Origin of the sequence: Microbulbifer sp. TB1203 (assembly GCF_030997045.1) — a bacterium.
Taxonomy (GTDB): Bacteria; Pseudomonadota; Gammaproteobacteria; order Pseudomonadales; family Cellvibrionaceae; genus Microbulbifer.
Window position 1 is genome coordinate 963534 of the sequence record NZ_CP116899.1, and the last position, 14913, is coordinate 978446.

General features: G+C 60.8%; 12 protein-coding genes. 9 read left to right on the plus strand and 3 right to left on the minus strand.

The features are described 5' to 3' along the window. Positions 1–322 precede the first annotated feature (322 nt). The 9 genes from PP263_RS04180 (at position 323) to PP263_RS04215 (ending at position 11204) form a co-directional block, all read left to right on the plus strand. Complete coding sequence (locus PP263_RS04180) at positions 323–1141, plus strand: ion transporter (RefSeq protein ID WP_308367111.1); 819 nt, start codon at positions 323–325, stop codon at positions 1139–1141. A 156-nt stretch (positions 1142–1297) separates the two neighbouring features. Then, a complete protein-coding gene (gene kdpF / locus PP263_RS22665) occupies positions 1298–1378 on the plus strand; it encodes a K(+)-transporting ATPase subunit F (RefSeq protein WP_374693716.1) in 81 nt (26 codons plus the stop codon). Positions 1379–1380: 2 nt separating this feature from the next. Further along, the gene (kdpA, locus tag PP263_RS04185; RefSeq protein WP_308367112.1) at positions 1381–3093 is read left to right on the plus strand and encodes a potassium-transporting ATPase subunit KdpA; all 1713 of its coding nucleotides are present in this window, start codon (positions 1381–1383) and stop codon (positions 3091–3093) included. Between the two features lie 9 nt (positions 3094–3102). After that, the gene (gene kdpB / locus PP263_RS04190) at positions 3103–5124 is read left to right on the plus strand and encodes a potassium-transporting ATPase subunit KdpB (protein WP_308367113.1); all 2022 of its coding nucleotides are present in this window, start codon (positions 3103–3105) and stop codon (positions 5122–5124) included. 116 nt (positions 5125–5240) lie between these two features. Further along, the gene (gene kdpC, locus PP263_RS04195; protein WP_308367114.1) at positions 5241–5849 is read left to right on the plus strand and encodes a potassium-transporting ATPase subunit KdpC; all 609 of its coding nucleotides are present in this window, start codon (positions 5241–5243) and stop codon (positions 5847–5849) included. A gap of 177 nt (positions 5850–6026) precedes the next feature. Next, complete coding sequence (locus PP263_RS04200) at positions 6027–6734, plus strand: TorF family putative porin (protein ID WP_308367115.1); 708 nt, start codon at positions 6027–6029, stop codon at positions 6732–6734. Positions 6735–6768: 34 nt separating this feature from the next. After that, positions 6769–9438, plus strand: a complete 2670-nt coding sequence (locus PP263_RS04205; protein ID WP_308367116.1) for a sensor histidine kinase KdpD — start codon at positions 6769–6771, stop codon at positions 9436–9438. A gap of 4 nt (positions 9439–9442) precedes the next feature. Continuing rightward, the gene (locus tag PP263_RS04210) at positions 9443–10135 is read left to right on the plus strand and encodes a response regulator (RefSeq protein ID WP_308367117.1); all 693 of its coding nucleotides are present in this window, start codon (positions 9443–9445) and stop codon (positions 10133–10135) included. 73 nt (positions 10136–10208) lie between these two features. After that, positions 10209–11204: an FAD:protein FMN transferase gene (locus PP263_RS04215; RefSeq protein ID WP_308367118.1), complete on the plus strand. Its 996-nt coding sequence runs from the start codon at positions 10209–10211 to the stop codon at positions 11202–11204. On the opposite strand, the gene PP263_RS04220 is transcribed toward PP263_RS04215, so the two are convergent. The 3 genes from PP263_RS04220 to PP263_RS04230 all read right to left on the minus strand — a co-directional run bounded on the left by PP263_RS04220 (position 11198) and on the right by PP263_RS04230 (position 14784). Next, on the minus strand, positions 11198–12661 hold the full coding sequence (locus tag PP263_RS04220; RefSeq protein WP_308367119.1) for a potassium transporter TrkG: 1464 nt from the start codon (positions 12659–12661) through the stop codon (positions 11198–11200). The genes PP263_RS04215 and PP263_RS04220 overlap by 7 nt on opposite strands. Before the next feature lie 108 nt (positions 12662–12769). Next, positions 12770–14137, minus strand: coding sequence for a TrkH family potassium uptake protein (locus PP263_RS04225; protein WP_308367120.1), 1368 nt, complete (start codon positions 14135–14137; stop codon positions 12770–12772). Then, positions 14134–14784, minus strand: a complete 651-nt coding sequence (locus tag PP263_RS04230; RefSeq protein WP_308367121.1) for a TrkA family potassium uptake protein — start codon at positions 14782–14784, stop codon at positions 14134–14136. Before PP263_RS04230 ends, PP263_RS04225 begins: the two co-directional genes overlap by 4 nt. Between the last annotated feature and the right edge of the window lie 129 nt (positions 14785–14913).

Here is a 14913-nt window from a genome sequence, read left to right on the forward strand (position 1 = left end):
GTCTCGTACTAAATGGTGACTTCAGCGGGCCGCTAAGCGGCCAGATGCAAGGCGCATTTGCGCCGGCATAGTCATCTATGTAAAGCAAATGCAACGCCGCAGATGGCTGCTTAGCGGCCCGCCCGAAGGGAGCCCCCCCTCTTCACCTGGTAGAGAGGGTCCACAGCTGCGTTGCAGCTCTTGAAAATGGAATGACCATTCCCTGCGAGCTGCGCCTAACTGTGAACAATTTGGGGGACTCTGAAGTCACCATTTAGTATGAGACAGGACACTAGCGGGGCCCCTGCCGCAGCGCTATAGTTGGCCGCAAACGGGAGGAACCATGGCATTGAGCGGAAGGCGGAAGTGGCTGAACGAGGTGATCTTCGGCACGGAGACACGGGCGGGGAGGATGTTCGATGTCTTCCTGATCTGGGCCATTCTGATCAGTGTGGCGCTGGTGCTGCTGGTGTCGGTACAGGAGATCGCCGTCCGCTACGGCGAGTTGTTTTTTATCCTGGAGTGGATATTCACCGGTCTGTTCACTATCGAATACCTGCTACGTATCTACTGCGCGGTCAACCGTCGCTCCTACGTTTTCAGCTTCTATGGTGTGGTGGACCTGCTGGCGATACTGCCCAGCTACCTGGCGCTGCTCCTGACCGGTGCTAGCACTTTGCTGGTGGTGCGCCTATTGCGGGTGCTGCGTATCTTCCGGATCCTGAAGCTGGCGCGCTACCTGCGCGATTCCAATCTGCTGATACAGGCCCTCTACCAATCGCGGCGCAAAATCATGGTGTTTTACATCGGTATGTTGGTGCTGTGTGTCATTTTCGGCTCTGTCATGTTTCTCGTCGAAGGACCGGTTCACGGTTTTACCAGCATCCCGAAGAGTATTTACTGGACCATCGTCACCATCACCACAGTGGGATTCGGCGATATCACGCCGCATACGGTTATCGGCCAGGCGATTGCGTCGCTCGCCATGCTGACCGGTTACGCCATTATCGCCGTACCCACCGGCATAGTGACCGCAGAACTGGCTCACGGACTGGGTAGGGAAAAAACCCTGCGCCGCTGCCACAACTGCAGCCGCGCCGGCCACGACAGCGATGCAGAGTACTGTAAGCACTGTGGTTATAAGCTGGAGGAGGTTGACTAGAAACCTGCCCCCTGTGTCACTAGGATCGCTCCACACCCGCCACCCATTACCCACAACGATTTACGAAATCTTTACCTCTCCGTAAAACACCCCTCTGGATACTTTACGCCTCCCGCTCTTACCTTGGCGCCCTCGCAATCAACGAGGAGCGATAACGTGGATTGGTTTCTGTTACTGACGGTGTTGGCACTGGCCGGCTATCTCTGTGTCGCGATGATCTGGCCGGAGAGGTTTTAGCCATGCTGGAAATGTTTCTTATCCTGTTGACCGCACTGTTACTGGCCTGGCCGCTGGGCCGGTATATGACGGGAATTTATTCTGGCCAGCCCCATTTCAGCGACCGTTTGTTTCTGCCGCTGGAAAAATTTTTCTATCGGCTGCTCGGTGTCGGTGCCGCGCGGGGCATGGACTGGAAGGCCTACGGTGTGGCGTTCCTGCTCAGCAACCTGGCGCTCGGCGCCGTCGCCTATCTGCTGCTGCTGTTCCAGCACCGCCTGCCGCTCAACCCGGACGGCACTGGCCCCTTGTCCTGGGACCTGGCACTGCACACCGCGGTGTCCTTCCTCACCAATACCAACCAGCAGCACTACTCCGGCCAGGCCCAGCTCAGTTATCTATCGCAGACTTTCGTGATCACCACCCTGCAGATAGTGACTCCCGCCATGTCACTGGCGGTGTGCGTGGCGGTGCTGCGTGGCATGCTCGGCGGGCGCAACCGCGAAACCGCGATCGAGGGTGAGGCGCGGGACCTGGGCAACTACTACGTGGATGTGGTGCGCTCGGTGGTACGCCTGCTGATTCCGCTGGCCGCCGCAGTGGCGCTGGTGCTCGCTTCCCAAGGTGTGCCCAGCAGCTACTCGGGCGCGCAGACCACCGGTGTGCTGGACCCGGCAGTAGGTGTTGGCGAACAGACCATCCCGATCGGCCCGGTGGCGCCCATGGTGGCGATCAAGCAACTGGGCACCAACGGTGGAGGCTGGTATGGGCCTAATAGTAGCAACCCGCTGGAGAACCCCACGCCGCTGTCGAACGCGGTGGAAACCATCTCCATTCTGCTGCTGCCGATCGCCACGGTGTTTATGGCCGGCGGTCTATTGTTGAGGCGGCGATTCACCTGGATGTCGCTGGCGGCCATGGGCGTGCTGAGCCTGGCCTGTATCTCCGCCATCGTCTACAGCGAGCTGCAGCCCAACGCGGCCTTCGGCGGCTTGGCTGCAGAGGGGCCGAATATGGAGGGCAAGGAGGTGCGCTTCGGGCCGGAGCTGTCCGCGCTCTGGGCCACACTCACCACCCAGACTTCCAACGGCTCGGTAAACGCCATGCACGACTCGCTCAACCCGCTCGGTGGACTGGTGACTCGCGCGGGTATGTTGATCAACGCCATCTGGGGCGGGGTGGGCTGTGGCTTCGTGAACTTTATCGTCTATGTGTGGATCGCGGTCTTCCTCGCCGGGCTGATGATCGGGCGCACGCCGGAAATTTTCGGGCGCAAAATAGAGGTTCGCGAAATTACTCTGCTGAGCACGCTGATCGTGCTGCCGACCCTGTGCATTCTGGTGCTCACCGGCATTACGGTTGCCTTTCCTGCGCTCACCGGCAACAGCAACCCCGGCTTTCACGGCATTTCCCAGGTCTTTTACGAGTACACCTCGGCTTTCGCCAACAACGGCTCCGGCTTCGAGGGCCTGAACGACGACAGCCTGTGGTGGAATCTCACCTGCGTGCTCTGCCTGATCCTCGGCCGCTACCTGCCGCTGGTTATTCCGCTGGCCATCGCCGGCGGTATGGCGCGCAAGCGGGTGGCCCCGGAGGGCCCCGGCACGCTCGAGCTGGAGAACGCCACCTTCTGCGTGACCCTGGTGTTCGTAATCCTGATTCTCAATTTCCTGTCCTTCCTGCCCTCCATGGTGCTTGGCCCCATCGGTGAGGCGGTGCAACTGGCGCAGCCCTGAGGAAGAAGTATGAAAAGAGTGAAGCATCAAGCAATCGATCGGTTGCTGTTACAGGAGGCAGTGGTAACCGCCGGCAAAAAACTGGCACCGGCACACGCGATCAGGAACCCGGTGATGTTTGTGGTGTGGGTCGGAACCCTGATCACCACGGGTACCGCTGTGCAGCGCATCCTCACGGGAAATACATTTGTCTTTGAACTGGCCAGCGCGCTGATACTGCTGTTCACCGTCTGGTTCGCCAATTTTGCCGAGGCCATCGCCGAGACCAGGGGCCGCGGCCAGGCAGCGAGCCTGCGCTCCGCGCGCCGCGACCTGAACGCGCGGCGCATCGCGGCATCGGGCGAGCAGACTATTTCCGCGAGCCTGCTGAACCGCGGCGACCGGGTGCGCGTCGGTGCCGGGGAAACTGTTCCCGCAGACGGCGAGATAACTGTCGGTGTTGCCACCATCAACGAGTCGGCTGTCACCGGCGAATCGGCGCCGGTGCTGCGCGAGGCGGGCACGGACCACTCGGGAGTGATCGGGGGCACCGTGGTGCTATCCGGCGAGATTGAGATCACCGTCACCGCCGGACAGGGCGCCAGCTTCCTGGACCGCATGATCGGCCTGGTGGAGGGCGCCGAGCGGCAGAAAACCCCCAACGAACTGGCGATGACTGTGCTGCTGGCGGCGCTGACCCTGGTGTTCCTGATCGCGGTGGCCAGCCTGCCGCCCATGGCCGCCTTCCTGGGTGTGCGCCTGGACTACACCATGCTGATCGCGCTGCTGGTGTGTCTGATCCCCACCACCATCGGCGGCCTGCTGCCGGCCATCGGTATCGCCGGCATGAACCGCGCGTTGGAAGCCAATATCGTCGCCAAATCCGGCAAGGCGGTGGAGGTGGCCGGCGATGTGGACACGCTGCTGCTGGACAAGACCGGTACCATCACCTTCGGCGACCGCCAGGCTACTGAAATGCTGCCGCTGATGGGCGTACCGAAGAAAAAGCTTATGGAAGCAGCAGTGTTGACCTCGCTGGAGGACCCGACGCCGGAGGGCAAATCCATCCTGATACTGGCCGAATCCCTCGACTATCCGCGCCCGCAAGTGGCAGAGGGCACCGAGTTTATTCCCTTCTCGGCTGAGACGCGCATCTCCGCCGCACTGCTGCCCGGCGGTCGCCATTTCGTGAAAGGTGCCGGCGATGCGGTGAGCCGCTGGGCCGAGGAGCGGGGTCTAGATGTGCCGCAGCAATTGGCGCAGCTGATCCACCGGGTCGCGCAGCGCGGCGCCACCCCGCTGGTGGTCGCCGATGACAGTGCGGTGCTGGGCGTTGTTGCATTGTCGGACGTGATCAAGCCGGGCATCGCCGAGCGCTTCGCACAACTGCGTGCGCTAGGCGTTCGCACGGTAATGGTCACTGGTGACAACCCGGTCACCGCCGGCGCCATCGCCGCTGAGGCCGGGGTAGATGACTTCGTGGCCGAAGCCAAACCCGAGGACAAGCTGGAGCTGATCCGCCGCGAGCAGCGGAAAGGCCGGCTGGTGGCCATGGTGGGCGATGGCACCAACGACGCTCCGGCGCTGGCGCAGGCGGACGTGGGCCTGGCGATGAACTCCGGCACCCAGGCGGCGCGCGAGGCCGGTAATATGGTGGATCTGGATTCCGACCCGACCAAGCTGCTGGTGGTGGTGGAAGTGGGCAAGCAGCTGCTGATCACCCGCGGCGCGCTCACCACCTTCTCGCTCGCCAACGACGTGGCCAAGTACTTCGCGATAGTGCCGGCCATTTTTGCCGGCGCTATCCCGAGCATCGCCGCGCTGAACCTGCTGGGGCTCGCCAATCCCTACACCGCGGTGACTTCCGCGCTTATTTTCAACGCACTTATTATTCCGGCGCTGGTGCCGCTGGCACTCAGGGGCGTGCGCGTGCGCGCGTTCAGCGGGCAGAAGATGTTGCGCAACAATATGCTGATCTACGGCCTCGGCGGTGTGTTGCTGCCGTTCGTGGTGATCAAGGTGATCGATTTGTTTTTGGGCCTGATTGTGTGAATCGGGACCCGGGACAAATCGGCAGGACAGCCGATTTGGGCAGCTTTAGCTGGCCGAAGGCCGGCGCGAGTCACCGCGGAGCTCCAGCCCCGCCAGACGAATTGAGGAGAAATATTGTGCGAACTGAAGAACTGCATTTTCAACAAACCGGTATCCTGACCGGCCTGCGCTTCAGCCTGGCGATGCTGGGCCTGTGCGGAATCGTATACAGCGGCGCCACCACCGCGGTGGGCGGGCTGCTGTTCCCGGAGCAGGCCAGGGGCAGTCTGATCGAGCGCGACGGCAAGCCGGTCGGCTCAAAACTGGTGGGCCAGCCGTTTGCCGGCAGCGGCTACTTTCACGGTCGCCCCTCGGTGGCGAACTACGATCCCGCTGCCACCGGTGGCAGCAACCTGGCCCCGGACAACCCCGGGCTGCGCGAGCGGGTGGCCGCGGACAGCGCGCGCATCCAGCAGCTGGAGGGTGTGAAAGCAGAGCAGATTCCGGTGGATCTGCTGGCCGCCTCCGGCGCCGGCCTGGACCCGCATATCTCGCCCGAGTCGGCGCGACTGCAGATTGCGCGGGTGGCCGCGGCGCGCGGATTGGATAAACAGCGGGTTGCCGAACTGGTGGGCCAACACATCGAAGGCCCGCAACTCGGTTTATTCGGCCCGCCGCGGGTCAATATACTGCTGCTGAATCTGGCGCTGGACGAGTTGCCGCCGACGGCGGTGGCTGTGAATTAATTCCCAGGCATTTATTATCTATTTGCGTTGTAGGCCGAAGGCGCCGTGAATGAGTGGAGCGACCGGGGCGCCCCCCGGGAACGCCGAGTTCCAGCTCGGCATGCGGGCCGTAGGCCTGCCAAACGCGGCCACGGGCCGCTCCTGCAGGGCTCCGTACTATTCAGGAATTGAAAGATCATGAAATCACAAGTTGTATCCACCGCGATCCTGGCGTTAACCCTGTCGTCTGGGGCCATCGCAGAGGATAAAAAAGGTGAAAAAAATTCTATTAAGGTCAGCGGCAATATAGCACTGGTCAGCGACTACAAATTCCGCGGTATCTCGCAGACCGACGGCGGCCCCGCTGTGCAGGGTGGATTTGATCTGGATTTTGGCAACGGCTTCTACCTGGGTACCTGGGGTTCCAATGTGGACTTCGCCAACAGCCTGGAGCTGGACTATTACGGCGGCTATCGCGGCAAACTCAATGAATCGCTGAGTTTCGATGTGGGTTATATCTACTATGATTACCCGTCCACACCGGACGAGGACCCCTACGCCGAGGTCTACGGCAAGCTCGGCTTTGCGGGTGTCACCCTCGGTTTGGCCTATTCCGATGACTATTATCTGGAGAGCGGAAAATTCCTCTACGCCCACGCCGACTACGCAACCGAAGTGTGCGGCTTCGGGCTGAATTTTCACCTGGGTCACAACGCTTTTGACAGTGACAAATTTCTCGACGGTGCCGGTGACCGCTATCTGGATTACTCCGCGGGCATCAGCCGTGAGTGGGGCGGTGTCGAGTTGGGACTGAGTATCATCGATACGGATCTGGATAACCGTGAATGCTTCGGCGAGGACTGGTGCGATCTCTCCGCCGTTCTCAGTATCAGTAAAACTCTGTAAACCCAACTCTGGAAACCCCGAGGGGCGCAGCAATATGCCGGACAGAAATCAGCAGGCAGACGCGATTCTGAAATCGATCCACCAGGGAGAAGGCGGTAAGCTGAAGATTTTTCTCGGCGCCGCGCCCGGCGTAGGCAAGACCTACGCCATGCTGTGCGCCGGCAGGGAGCGGCTGCAGCAGGGGGAAGAAGTGCTGGTGGGCCTGGTGGAGACCCACGGGCGCGCGGAGACCGAAAAGCTGCTCGACGGCTTTGAAATACTGCCGCGCAAACAGATCGAATACCACGGGCACAGCCTGACGGAGTTCGACCTGGACGCGGCGCTTGCGCGCAAACCGCGGCTGATACTGGTGGACGAGTTGGCGCACACCAATGTGCCGGGCAGCCGCCACAGACGCCGCTACCAGGATATTGCCGAGCTGCTGGCGGCGGGTATCGATGTCTACACGACATTGAATATCCAGCACCTGGTCAGCCTCAGGGACCTGGTGTTGCAGATCACCGGCGTGCGCGTGCGCGAGACGGTGCCGGACCAGTTTATCGACGACGCCAACGAAATCGTGTTTGTCGACCTGCCGCCGAGCACGCTGATCGAGCGCTTGCACGAGGGCAAGGTCTACCTGCCGGAATACGCGCGCTCCGCGCTGGATTCCTTCTTTTCTGCATCCAACCTGACCGCATTGCGCGAACTGGCGATGCGCGAGGTGATGGAACGCGTGGATGCGCGGCTCAAGACACACCTGGACGCGCGCGCCGTAGGACTGGAGTATGCGATCCGGGAAAAATTGCTGGTGCTGATCAGCACCAACAGCGATCACGAATACCTGATCCGTATCGGCCGCCAGATCGCGGATCGAAGGCTGCTGCCATGGATGGTGGTGTGGGTGGATACCGGCCGGGTGCAGGATCAGAAAGCCAGTGCGCGCCTGCAGTCCGCCTTTTCCCTGGCCAGGGAACTGGGCGCGGAAACCGAGACATTGCGCGGCGTCAATACCTACCAGACCATTGTGCTGTTTATTGCCGAGCACCGGATCAACACCGTGCTGGTCGGCTCCGGCTCCCGGTACCGTTGGCAGCCCTGGCGCAAACGGCTCTACCAGCACTTGATAGAATCCGGGCTGCCGCTGGAGGTATCGGTATTCAGCAGCCCGGACAAACCGCTGGAACTCAAACTTCCCGCAGACCGGAAGGCGCCGCTGTTCGGCAGCAAGCGCGGCCATGTGCTGGCGATGCTGACGGTGGCCGCGGTCACCGCGCTGGCGGTGGTGCTGGAAATCTGGGTGAAAAATTACAATCTGGTGCTGCTCTACGTACTGGCGGTGGTGGCCATCGGTCTGCGCTATGGTTCGCGCCCGGCCATTCTCGCGGCGATACTGTCTTTCCTCAGCTACAACTTCTTTTTGACCGATCCCCGGTATACCTTCGTCGTCGCGCGCCGGGATGAGCTGACGACCCTGCTATTCCTGTTCCTGATTGCGCTGATATGCGGCCCGATGGCCTCGCGTATCCGCCGCCAGTTTATTTTGCTGCGCGAGAGCAACCGCTACTCCGAAGCCATGCGTCTTCTGGGACAGGAGCTATCGGTGGCGGACGAGCCCAGAGCGGTTTGGGATGCCCTGGCCAAGGAACTCGGCGGTGCGCTGCAAAAAGAGTGCTGTATTGTGGTGGCGGAAGAGGGCGGGCGCTATTCGACCTGCCCGAACCCGTCGGTACCGTTCAATTCCGTCGATGAAGCCGCGATCGAATGGACGTTGAGGCACGCCCAGCCCTCCGGGCGGTTTACGGATACCCTGAGCGCCTCCGCCTGGACGGTGTATCCCATCCGCAGGGACGATAAAAGTATCGCCTGCGCGCTGATCAGGTTCGATACCCATTCCCCCGATACAAAACTCTACAACCGCGATCTTATCGCCGTCATGTCGCGCCAGGCGGCGGATACCTGGCGGCGCATCGAGCTGACCCGGGATTTGGAATCGGCGCGGATGAAGACCGAAGTGGAACAGTTGCGCTCGGCGCTGCTGTCCTCGGTCTCCCACGACCTGAAATCGCCGCTGGCGGCGATGATGGGCGCCGCCGAGAGCCTGAATATTCTGGACAGGCAGCTGGCGCCGGGGGACCGGGAGGAACTGCTGGATACCATTCTTCAGGAGAGCCGGCGCCTGGACAGCTATATCCAAAACCTGCTGGACATGACCCGTCTCGGCCACGGCAGCCTGAAGATAGAGCGGGACTGGGTGTCCATTTCGGATATCATCGGCAGCGCGCTGGCGCGCCTGAAGCGGTATTTCCCAGGTGTGAAAACCGAATATTCCGCAAAATCGCCCCCGCCGCTGCTGTTTGCCCACGCGGCACTGATCGAGCAGGCGCTGTTCAACATACTGGAAAACGCGGCCAGGTTTTCGCCTCCGGAGGAGAGCATCAATATCAGCGTTGACCGGAAGGGCAACACCTGTGTGATAGAGATAGAGGACCGCGGACCGGGCATTCCCGAGGCGCTGCGCGAACAGATCTTTGATATGTTCTACGTGGTCTCCGGGGGCGACCAGAAAAAGCAGAGCACGGGTATGGGGCTGGCAATTTGCCGCGGTATGATAGGCGCCCACGGCGGTTCCGTGCACGCCTATGCGGGGTCGCAGGGCAGGGGCACCCGCCTTGTGGTGGAATTGCCGGTGGATTACCCGGATAAATCCGATTCCCAGGAGTGAGAAATTGAGCGCAAAAATTGCCATCATCGACGACGAGACGCAGATCCGTCGTATGCTGCGCATCGCGCTGAAAAGCGCCGACTACGAAGTTGCCGAGGCCGAGAGCGGCGGCGAGGGGTTGGCGCTGATCGCGCGGCAGCAGCCGGACCTGGTGATTCTGGACTTGGGCCTGCCGGATATGGAGGGGCACCAGCTACTCGGCGAGCTGCGCGGCTGGTCCTCGGTGCCGGTCATCGTGCTGTCGGTGCGTGCGGGCGAGCGGGAAAAGGTGCGTGCGCTGGATGCGGGCGCCCAGGACTATGTGACCAAGCCCTTCAGCATCGAAGAATTGCTGGCGCGCATCCGGGCCGCGCTGCGCGATCGCCTCAAGCCGGATCTGCCGGCGGTGCTGGACGACGGCTACCTGCTGATCGACCTGAGCAAACGACTGGTTGAGGTCAATGGGAAAAAAGCGGAGCTGACCCCCAAGGAATATGCGGTTCTGTCGCGCTTGACCAGGTCACCGAACTGCGTGATCACCCAGACCCAGCTGCTGCAGGAAATCTGGGGGCCCGGCCATCAAAACGATACCCACTACCTGCGCATCATTGTCAGCCACCTGCGGCAAAAACTCGGCGATGACCCCACCGAACCCAAATATATCAAGACCGAGGCCGGCGTCGGCTACCGGTTTATCTATTCCGAAACTTCCGTTTGAAGAATACGCAGGCAGTATGAAAGCACGCTCTATTCGTATCTTGCCGCGGATCACAATAGCAGTTCTGATTGCAATGCTTTCTGTGACTGGATGTGGCAGGGCAGAAAAAATCCAGAAGTTTGCGGGCCCCGCCCAAGGGACCACCTACCACATCAGCTACTGGTCCCGCGAGCCGGTCGATCCGGCGCAATTGCAGAGGGCGGTCAGCGAGCGGCTCGAACAGATTGATGAAGGTATGTCCGGATACCGCGCGGATTCCACCATCGAGCAATTCAACGTCCAATCCACAACAGAACCCTACTGGGTGGGCGAGGAAATAGCGGCTCTGGTGGAACAGGCGCGGCGGGTCAATCGCGCCAGCAGCGGCTGCTATGACCTCACCATCAAGCCACTATTTGAATTGTGGGGCTTCTCCGATAACCGGTTCACACCGCCAGGGCCGCAGAAATTGCAGGACACAATGGCATCCGTGGGTATGGATAAGCTGGAAACCGTGGATGGAGAGCGGCTGCGCAAAGTGGTTCCCGCGTTGCGTGTGGATTTATCCTCCATTGCCCAGGGCTTCAGTGTTGCCCGCATCGCTGCGGTTCTGGAACAGTACGGTATTTCCGACTACCTGGTGGAAATTGGCGGGGAACTGCTGACCCGCGGCCGTAAGCCCGGCAACAAGCCCTGGCGGGTCGCGGTGGAAAGGCCGCTGCCGCAAGAGCGCAGTGTCGCCAAGATTGTCACCATTGATCGCGCCGAACCGCTGGCGGTGATGACTTCCGGCACCTATCGCCATTTCTTTGACAGAGAAGGCCGGCGCTACAGCCATATTCTCGATGCGAGGACGGGCCGGCCGGTGGAACACAACACGGTTTCGGTAACGGTCTTTTTCCCGGATGCCGCCGCTGCGGACGCTTGGTCCACGGCGCTGTTGTGCCTGGGAAGTGAAGCGGGGCTGGTCGCGGCAAACCGGCATCAGATCCCGGCGCTGTTTATCGATCAGGAGAACGGCCAGTTGCAGGAGGCTGTGAGCGGGCCTTTGGCCGAATTCCAGGGCATCGAAATAGAATCCGTTCAGTAGCGCCAGAAAATCCGCGAAAAGACAATCAACAGCGGAAATATCTCCAACCGGCCGAATAGCATGGCCGCATACATCAGCCATTTCGCCTGGTCCGTGAGGCCTCCGAAACCCGTGGCGGTGTCCCCATAGCCCACGCCCATATTGTTGAGGCAGGCAGCGACGGTACCAAAAGCAGTCTTCAGGTCGTGCCCGCTGGCGACGACTCCCCAGATAAAGAAGCAGGCGAGAAAGACATACAGGAAGAAAAGCCCCCACACAGAGCGGATCACCCGCTCGGATACCACGGTTTTACTGACTTTGGGCAGGCTGAGGGCGTTTGGGTGGACCAGCTGCTTGATCTCCTCCTTGCCCTGGCGGTAGAGCACCAGGAAACGCATGGCCTTGATGCCGCCGCAGGTGGAACCGACGCAGCCGCCGAAGAAACTGGAGCCGATTAGCAGGATTGCCACATGCTCAGGCCAGTTCGGATAACCAGCCGCGGTGAGGCCGTTGTCGGTCATGATGGACAGCGCCTGAAAAAAGCCGTGCACTAGCGCCCCCTGCGCGTCGAAGGTGCCGGCGCGGTACAGCTCTATACAGGTGAAACTCACCAGCAGGAACGCGATGGTGAAAAAAAAACGGAACTCGGAATCCCTCAGGATGGGTTTCAGGCTGACCTTGGTGATGGCGAGGAAATAGAGCGCAAAATTGATGGCTGCCAGCAGGGTGAAGACACCGCCCACCAGTTCGATCGCCATACTGTTGGTATAGAAGCCCAGGCTGTCGCCATGAGAGGAGAATCCGCCCAGCGACACTGTAGACAAGCTGTGGCACACGGCGTCGAACCAACCCATGCCGGCGATGCGGTAGGAGAGGGCACAGAGCCCGGCGAGCGAAAGGTAGATAAACCACAGATGCTTGGCAGTATCTGCGATGCGCGGGGTGAGCTTGGTCTCCTTCAGCGGGCCGGGCATTTCAGATTGATACAGCTTGGCACCACCGATACCCAGCAGCGGCATCACCGCGATGGCCAGCACGATAATCCCCAGGCCGCCGAGAAAGTTTAGCTGCGCGCGATAGTACAGTATGGAGAGCGGCAGCCTGTCGATATCCTGCAGAACCGATGCGCCAGTGGTGGTGATGCCGGAGATGCCTTCGAAAAACGCATCGGTCAGCGTCAGGTCGAGGCGGCTGTCGAGGATAAACGGGGTGGCGCTGGCGACGGAGAAAATGACCCAGAAGAGTACCACCACCAGAAAGCCGTCGCGGGTTCTCAGGCTTGTCGTTCGGTGTTGCGTACTCAAATAGCCCACGCCACCGAAGACCAGGGTAACCGCGAAAGTGATCAGGAAAGCGGAGATATCCGTTTCGTCATACAGCCAGCCGACGAAAGCCGGGACCAGCATTGTCAGGCTGTATAGGAAGACCAGAAAGCTGCACAGATGAAAAATAGTGGTTATTCGTTGGTACTTTTGCATTAAATCGCCAAGGGTGGCCTGCTACCCGGTTTTGCGGTGAGATGCTAGAGAACTGCACCGTAACGAATCCAGTAGGTTTTGTTCCAAAGTCGTAAAGAAAACGTAAATTTAGCCCACTTGCACCAATTCCTCCACATAGCGCACCCGCCTGCGCCTCGGCCTGGCCAGGGAGAAGGCCAGGGCCAGGGGGCCGATCCGCCCGGTGAACATCAGTACCATCAGCACCATTTGCCCAGGCAGGGAGAGTTCGCCAGTGACACCCCGGGACAGGCCCACGGTGCCAAAAGCGGAAAACCCTTCGAACACCAAATCCAGCAGCTGCAGTCGCGGTTCGAAAACCACCAGCAGGAAAGTGCCCAGTATCACCATCATCAGACTCAGCACCACCACGCTGTTGGCCCGGAATACCACATCGAGGGCCACCGTGCGCCGGAAGGCATTGGGCTGGGGCCGCCCGAGAAGAAAGGAGCGGGTGGCGAGAAGTATCACCATAAAGGTGCTCACCTTGATGCCCGAAGCGGTGGAGTTGCTGCCGGCACCGATAAACATCAGGAGAATGATCAGCAGGGTGCTGGGCACTATCAGCCCCGCGGTATCCACGGTGTTGAAACCGGCGGTACGCGGTGTCACAGCGGTAAACCACGCCGCCCAGGGGCGCTCGCCTGTGGGAAGGGAACCCAGGGTATGCGGGTTTTGCCACTCGAACAGCATGATAAGCAGCCAGGCGCCCAGGGCCAGGATAGCAGTGCCGGACAGGGTGAGTTTGCTGTGCAGGCTGAGAGTGGAAAAGCGCCGATGGCGGCGCAGGTCCGTCAGCACGGTAAACCCCAGGCCGCCGACAATAAACAGCGCGGTGATCACCAGGTTGATCAGAGGGTGGCCCGCCCAGGCGCTGAGGCTGTCTGCGCGCAGGCCGAAGCCGGCGTTGTTGAACGCGGAGACTGAGTGAAAGAAGCTGAACCACAGCCCCTCCCAAAAGCCCATTTCCGGTACCCAGACCACTGCCATCAGCACTGTGCCCAGGGCTTCCAGGGTGAACGCCAGCAGGGCCACCCGGCGCACCAGCGTGAGCATATCTCCGGGCGAGGTCTGGTTCATGGCCTCGCGCACCAGGTGCTGGCCGCGCAGGCCGAAGCGCACCCCCAGCGCCATCACCGTCAACGCGGCGAAAGTCATCAGGCCCAGGCCGCCCATGTGGATCAGCACCAGCACCACGACCTGGCCGAACAGGGTCAGGGCGCTGCCGGTGTCCACCACCACCAGGCCGGTAACGGTAACCGCGGAGCAGGCGGTAAACAGTGCCTCGGAAAAGGCCAGTCCCCCGTGACTGGAAATGGGCAGCCAGAGGAGCAGGGCGCCGAGGGCGATCAGAACCAGGAAACTCATTGCGAGAATCGCCGGCGGGCTGTAGCGCCACGCGCGCTGCAAACCGAGCCTCATCATGCGGGTGTGGAGACCGGGAAACCAGATTCTCATAATTCTTCGGAAAAGCGCCGCAGGGCGTCCTCGTCGCCCACCAATACCAGGTGGTCGTTGCGGCGCAAGTGGTGATCGGGATCGGGCTGGAGGATCAGTTCCTGACCATGCTTGAGCGCCAGCAGGTGGATTTTTTTACGATCGTATTTCAGCGCCGTAAGCGGCCGGTTTTCCAGGGCTTCGCCGGGACGGATCTCGATCAGGAAATAACTGTCCCCCAGGCTGATGTAGTCGAGCATATTGGGATGCGCCATGCTCTGGGCCACGCGCAACCCCATTTCGTATTCCGGGTGCAGGATGCGGTCGGCACCCAGCTTCTGCGCGATGCGGTGGTGGATGCTGGTAATGGCCTTCACCCAGATTTCCTTCGCGCCCAGGGACTTGACCAACATGGTACACAGGGTGCTGGCTTCAATATGTTCACCGATGGCGATCAGCACCGCATCAAACCGTTGCAGATCCAGCTCCTCCAGAGCCTCCTCATCAGTGGCATCGGCAATCACCGTCTGGGTGAGGCTGTCGGCGATGTGTTCGGCTTTCTCCTCGCTGGAATCCACTCCCAGCACTTCGTGACCCAGGCGCATCAGTTCCAGTGCCACGGCCGTGCCGAAGGCGCCGAGGCCGATAACTGCGAATTGTTTTTTCATCTTCGATCCTTCTTTTCGGGACTACATGCGGAGCGAACAACCAGGTTCGTCCCCACAACGAACTTTCGTGTTCCGGCGCAGGCTGGAATCCAGGGCCGCTGAGCTGGATGCCGGTACCGGATCAGATCC

Excerpts from the sequence above, each read along its gene's own strand:
- PP263_RS04220 (WP_308367119.1), bottom strand. The coding sequence starts at position 12,661 with ATGCAAAAGTACCAACGAATAACCACTATTTTTCATCTGTGCAGCTTT.
- PP263_RS04180 (WP_308367111.1), top strand. The coding sequence starts at position 323 with ATGGCATTGAGCGGAAGGCGGAAGTGGCTGAACGAGGTGATCTTCGGC.
- kdpB (WP_308367113.1), top strand. The coding sequence starts at position 3,103 with ATGAAAAGAGTGAAGCATCAAGCAATCGATCGGTTGCTGTTACAGGAG.
- PP263_RS04205 (WP_308367116.1), top strand. The coding sequence starts at position 6,769 with ATGCCGGACAGAAATCAGCAGGCAGACGCGATTCTGAAATCGATCCAC.
- PP263_RS04215 (WP_308367118.1), top strand. The coding sequence starts at position 10,209 with ATGCTTTCTGTGACTGGATGTGGCAGGGCAGAAAAAATCCAGAAGTTT.
- PP263_RS04200 (WP_308367115.1), top strand. The coding sequence starts at position 6,027 with ATGAAATCACAAGTTGTATCCACCGCGATCCTGGCGTTAACCCTGTCG.
- kdpA (WP_308367112.1), top strand. The coding sequence starts at position 1,381 with ATGCTGGAAATGTTTCTTATCCTGTTGACCGCACTGTTACTGGCCTGG.
- PP263_RS04225 (WP_308367120.1), bottom strand. The coding sequence starts at position 14,137 with ATGAGAATCTGGTTTCCCGGTCTCCACACCCGCATGATGAGGCTCGGT.
- PP263_RS04230 (WP_308367121.1), bottom strand. The coding sequence starts at position 14,784 with ATGAAAAAACAATTCGCAGTTATCGGCCTCGGCGCCTTCGGCACGGCC.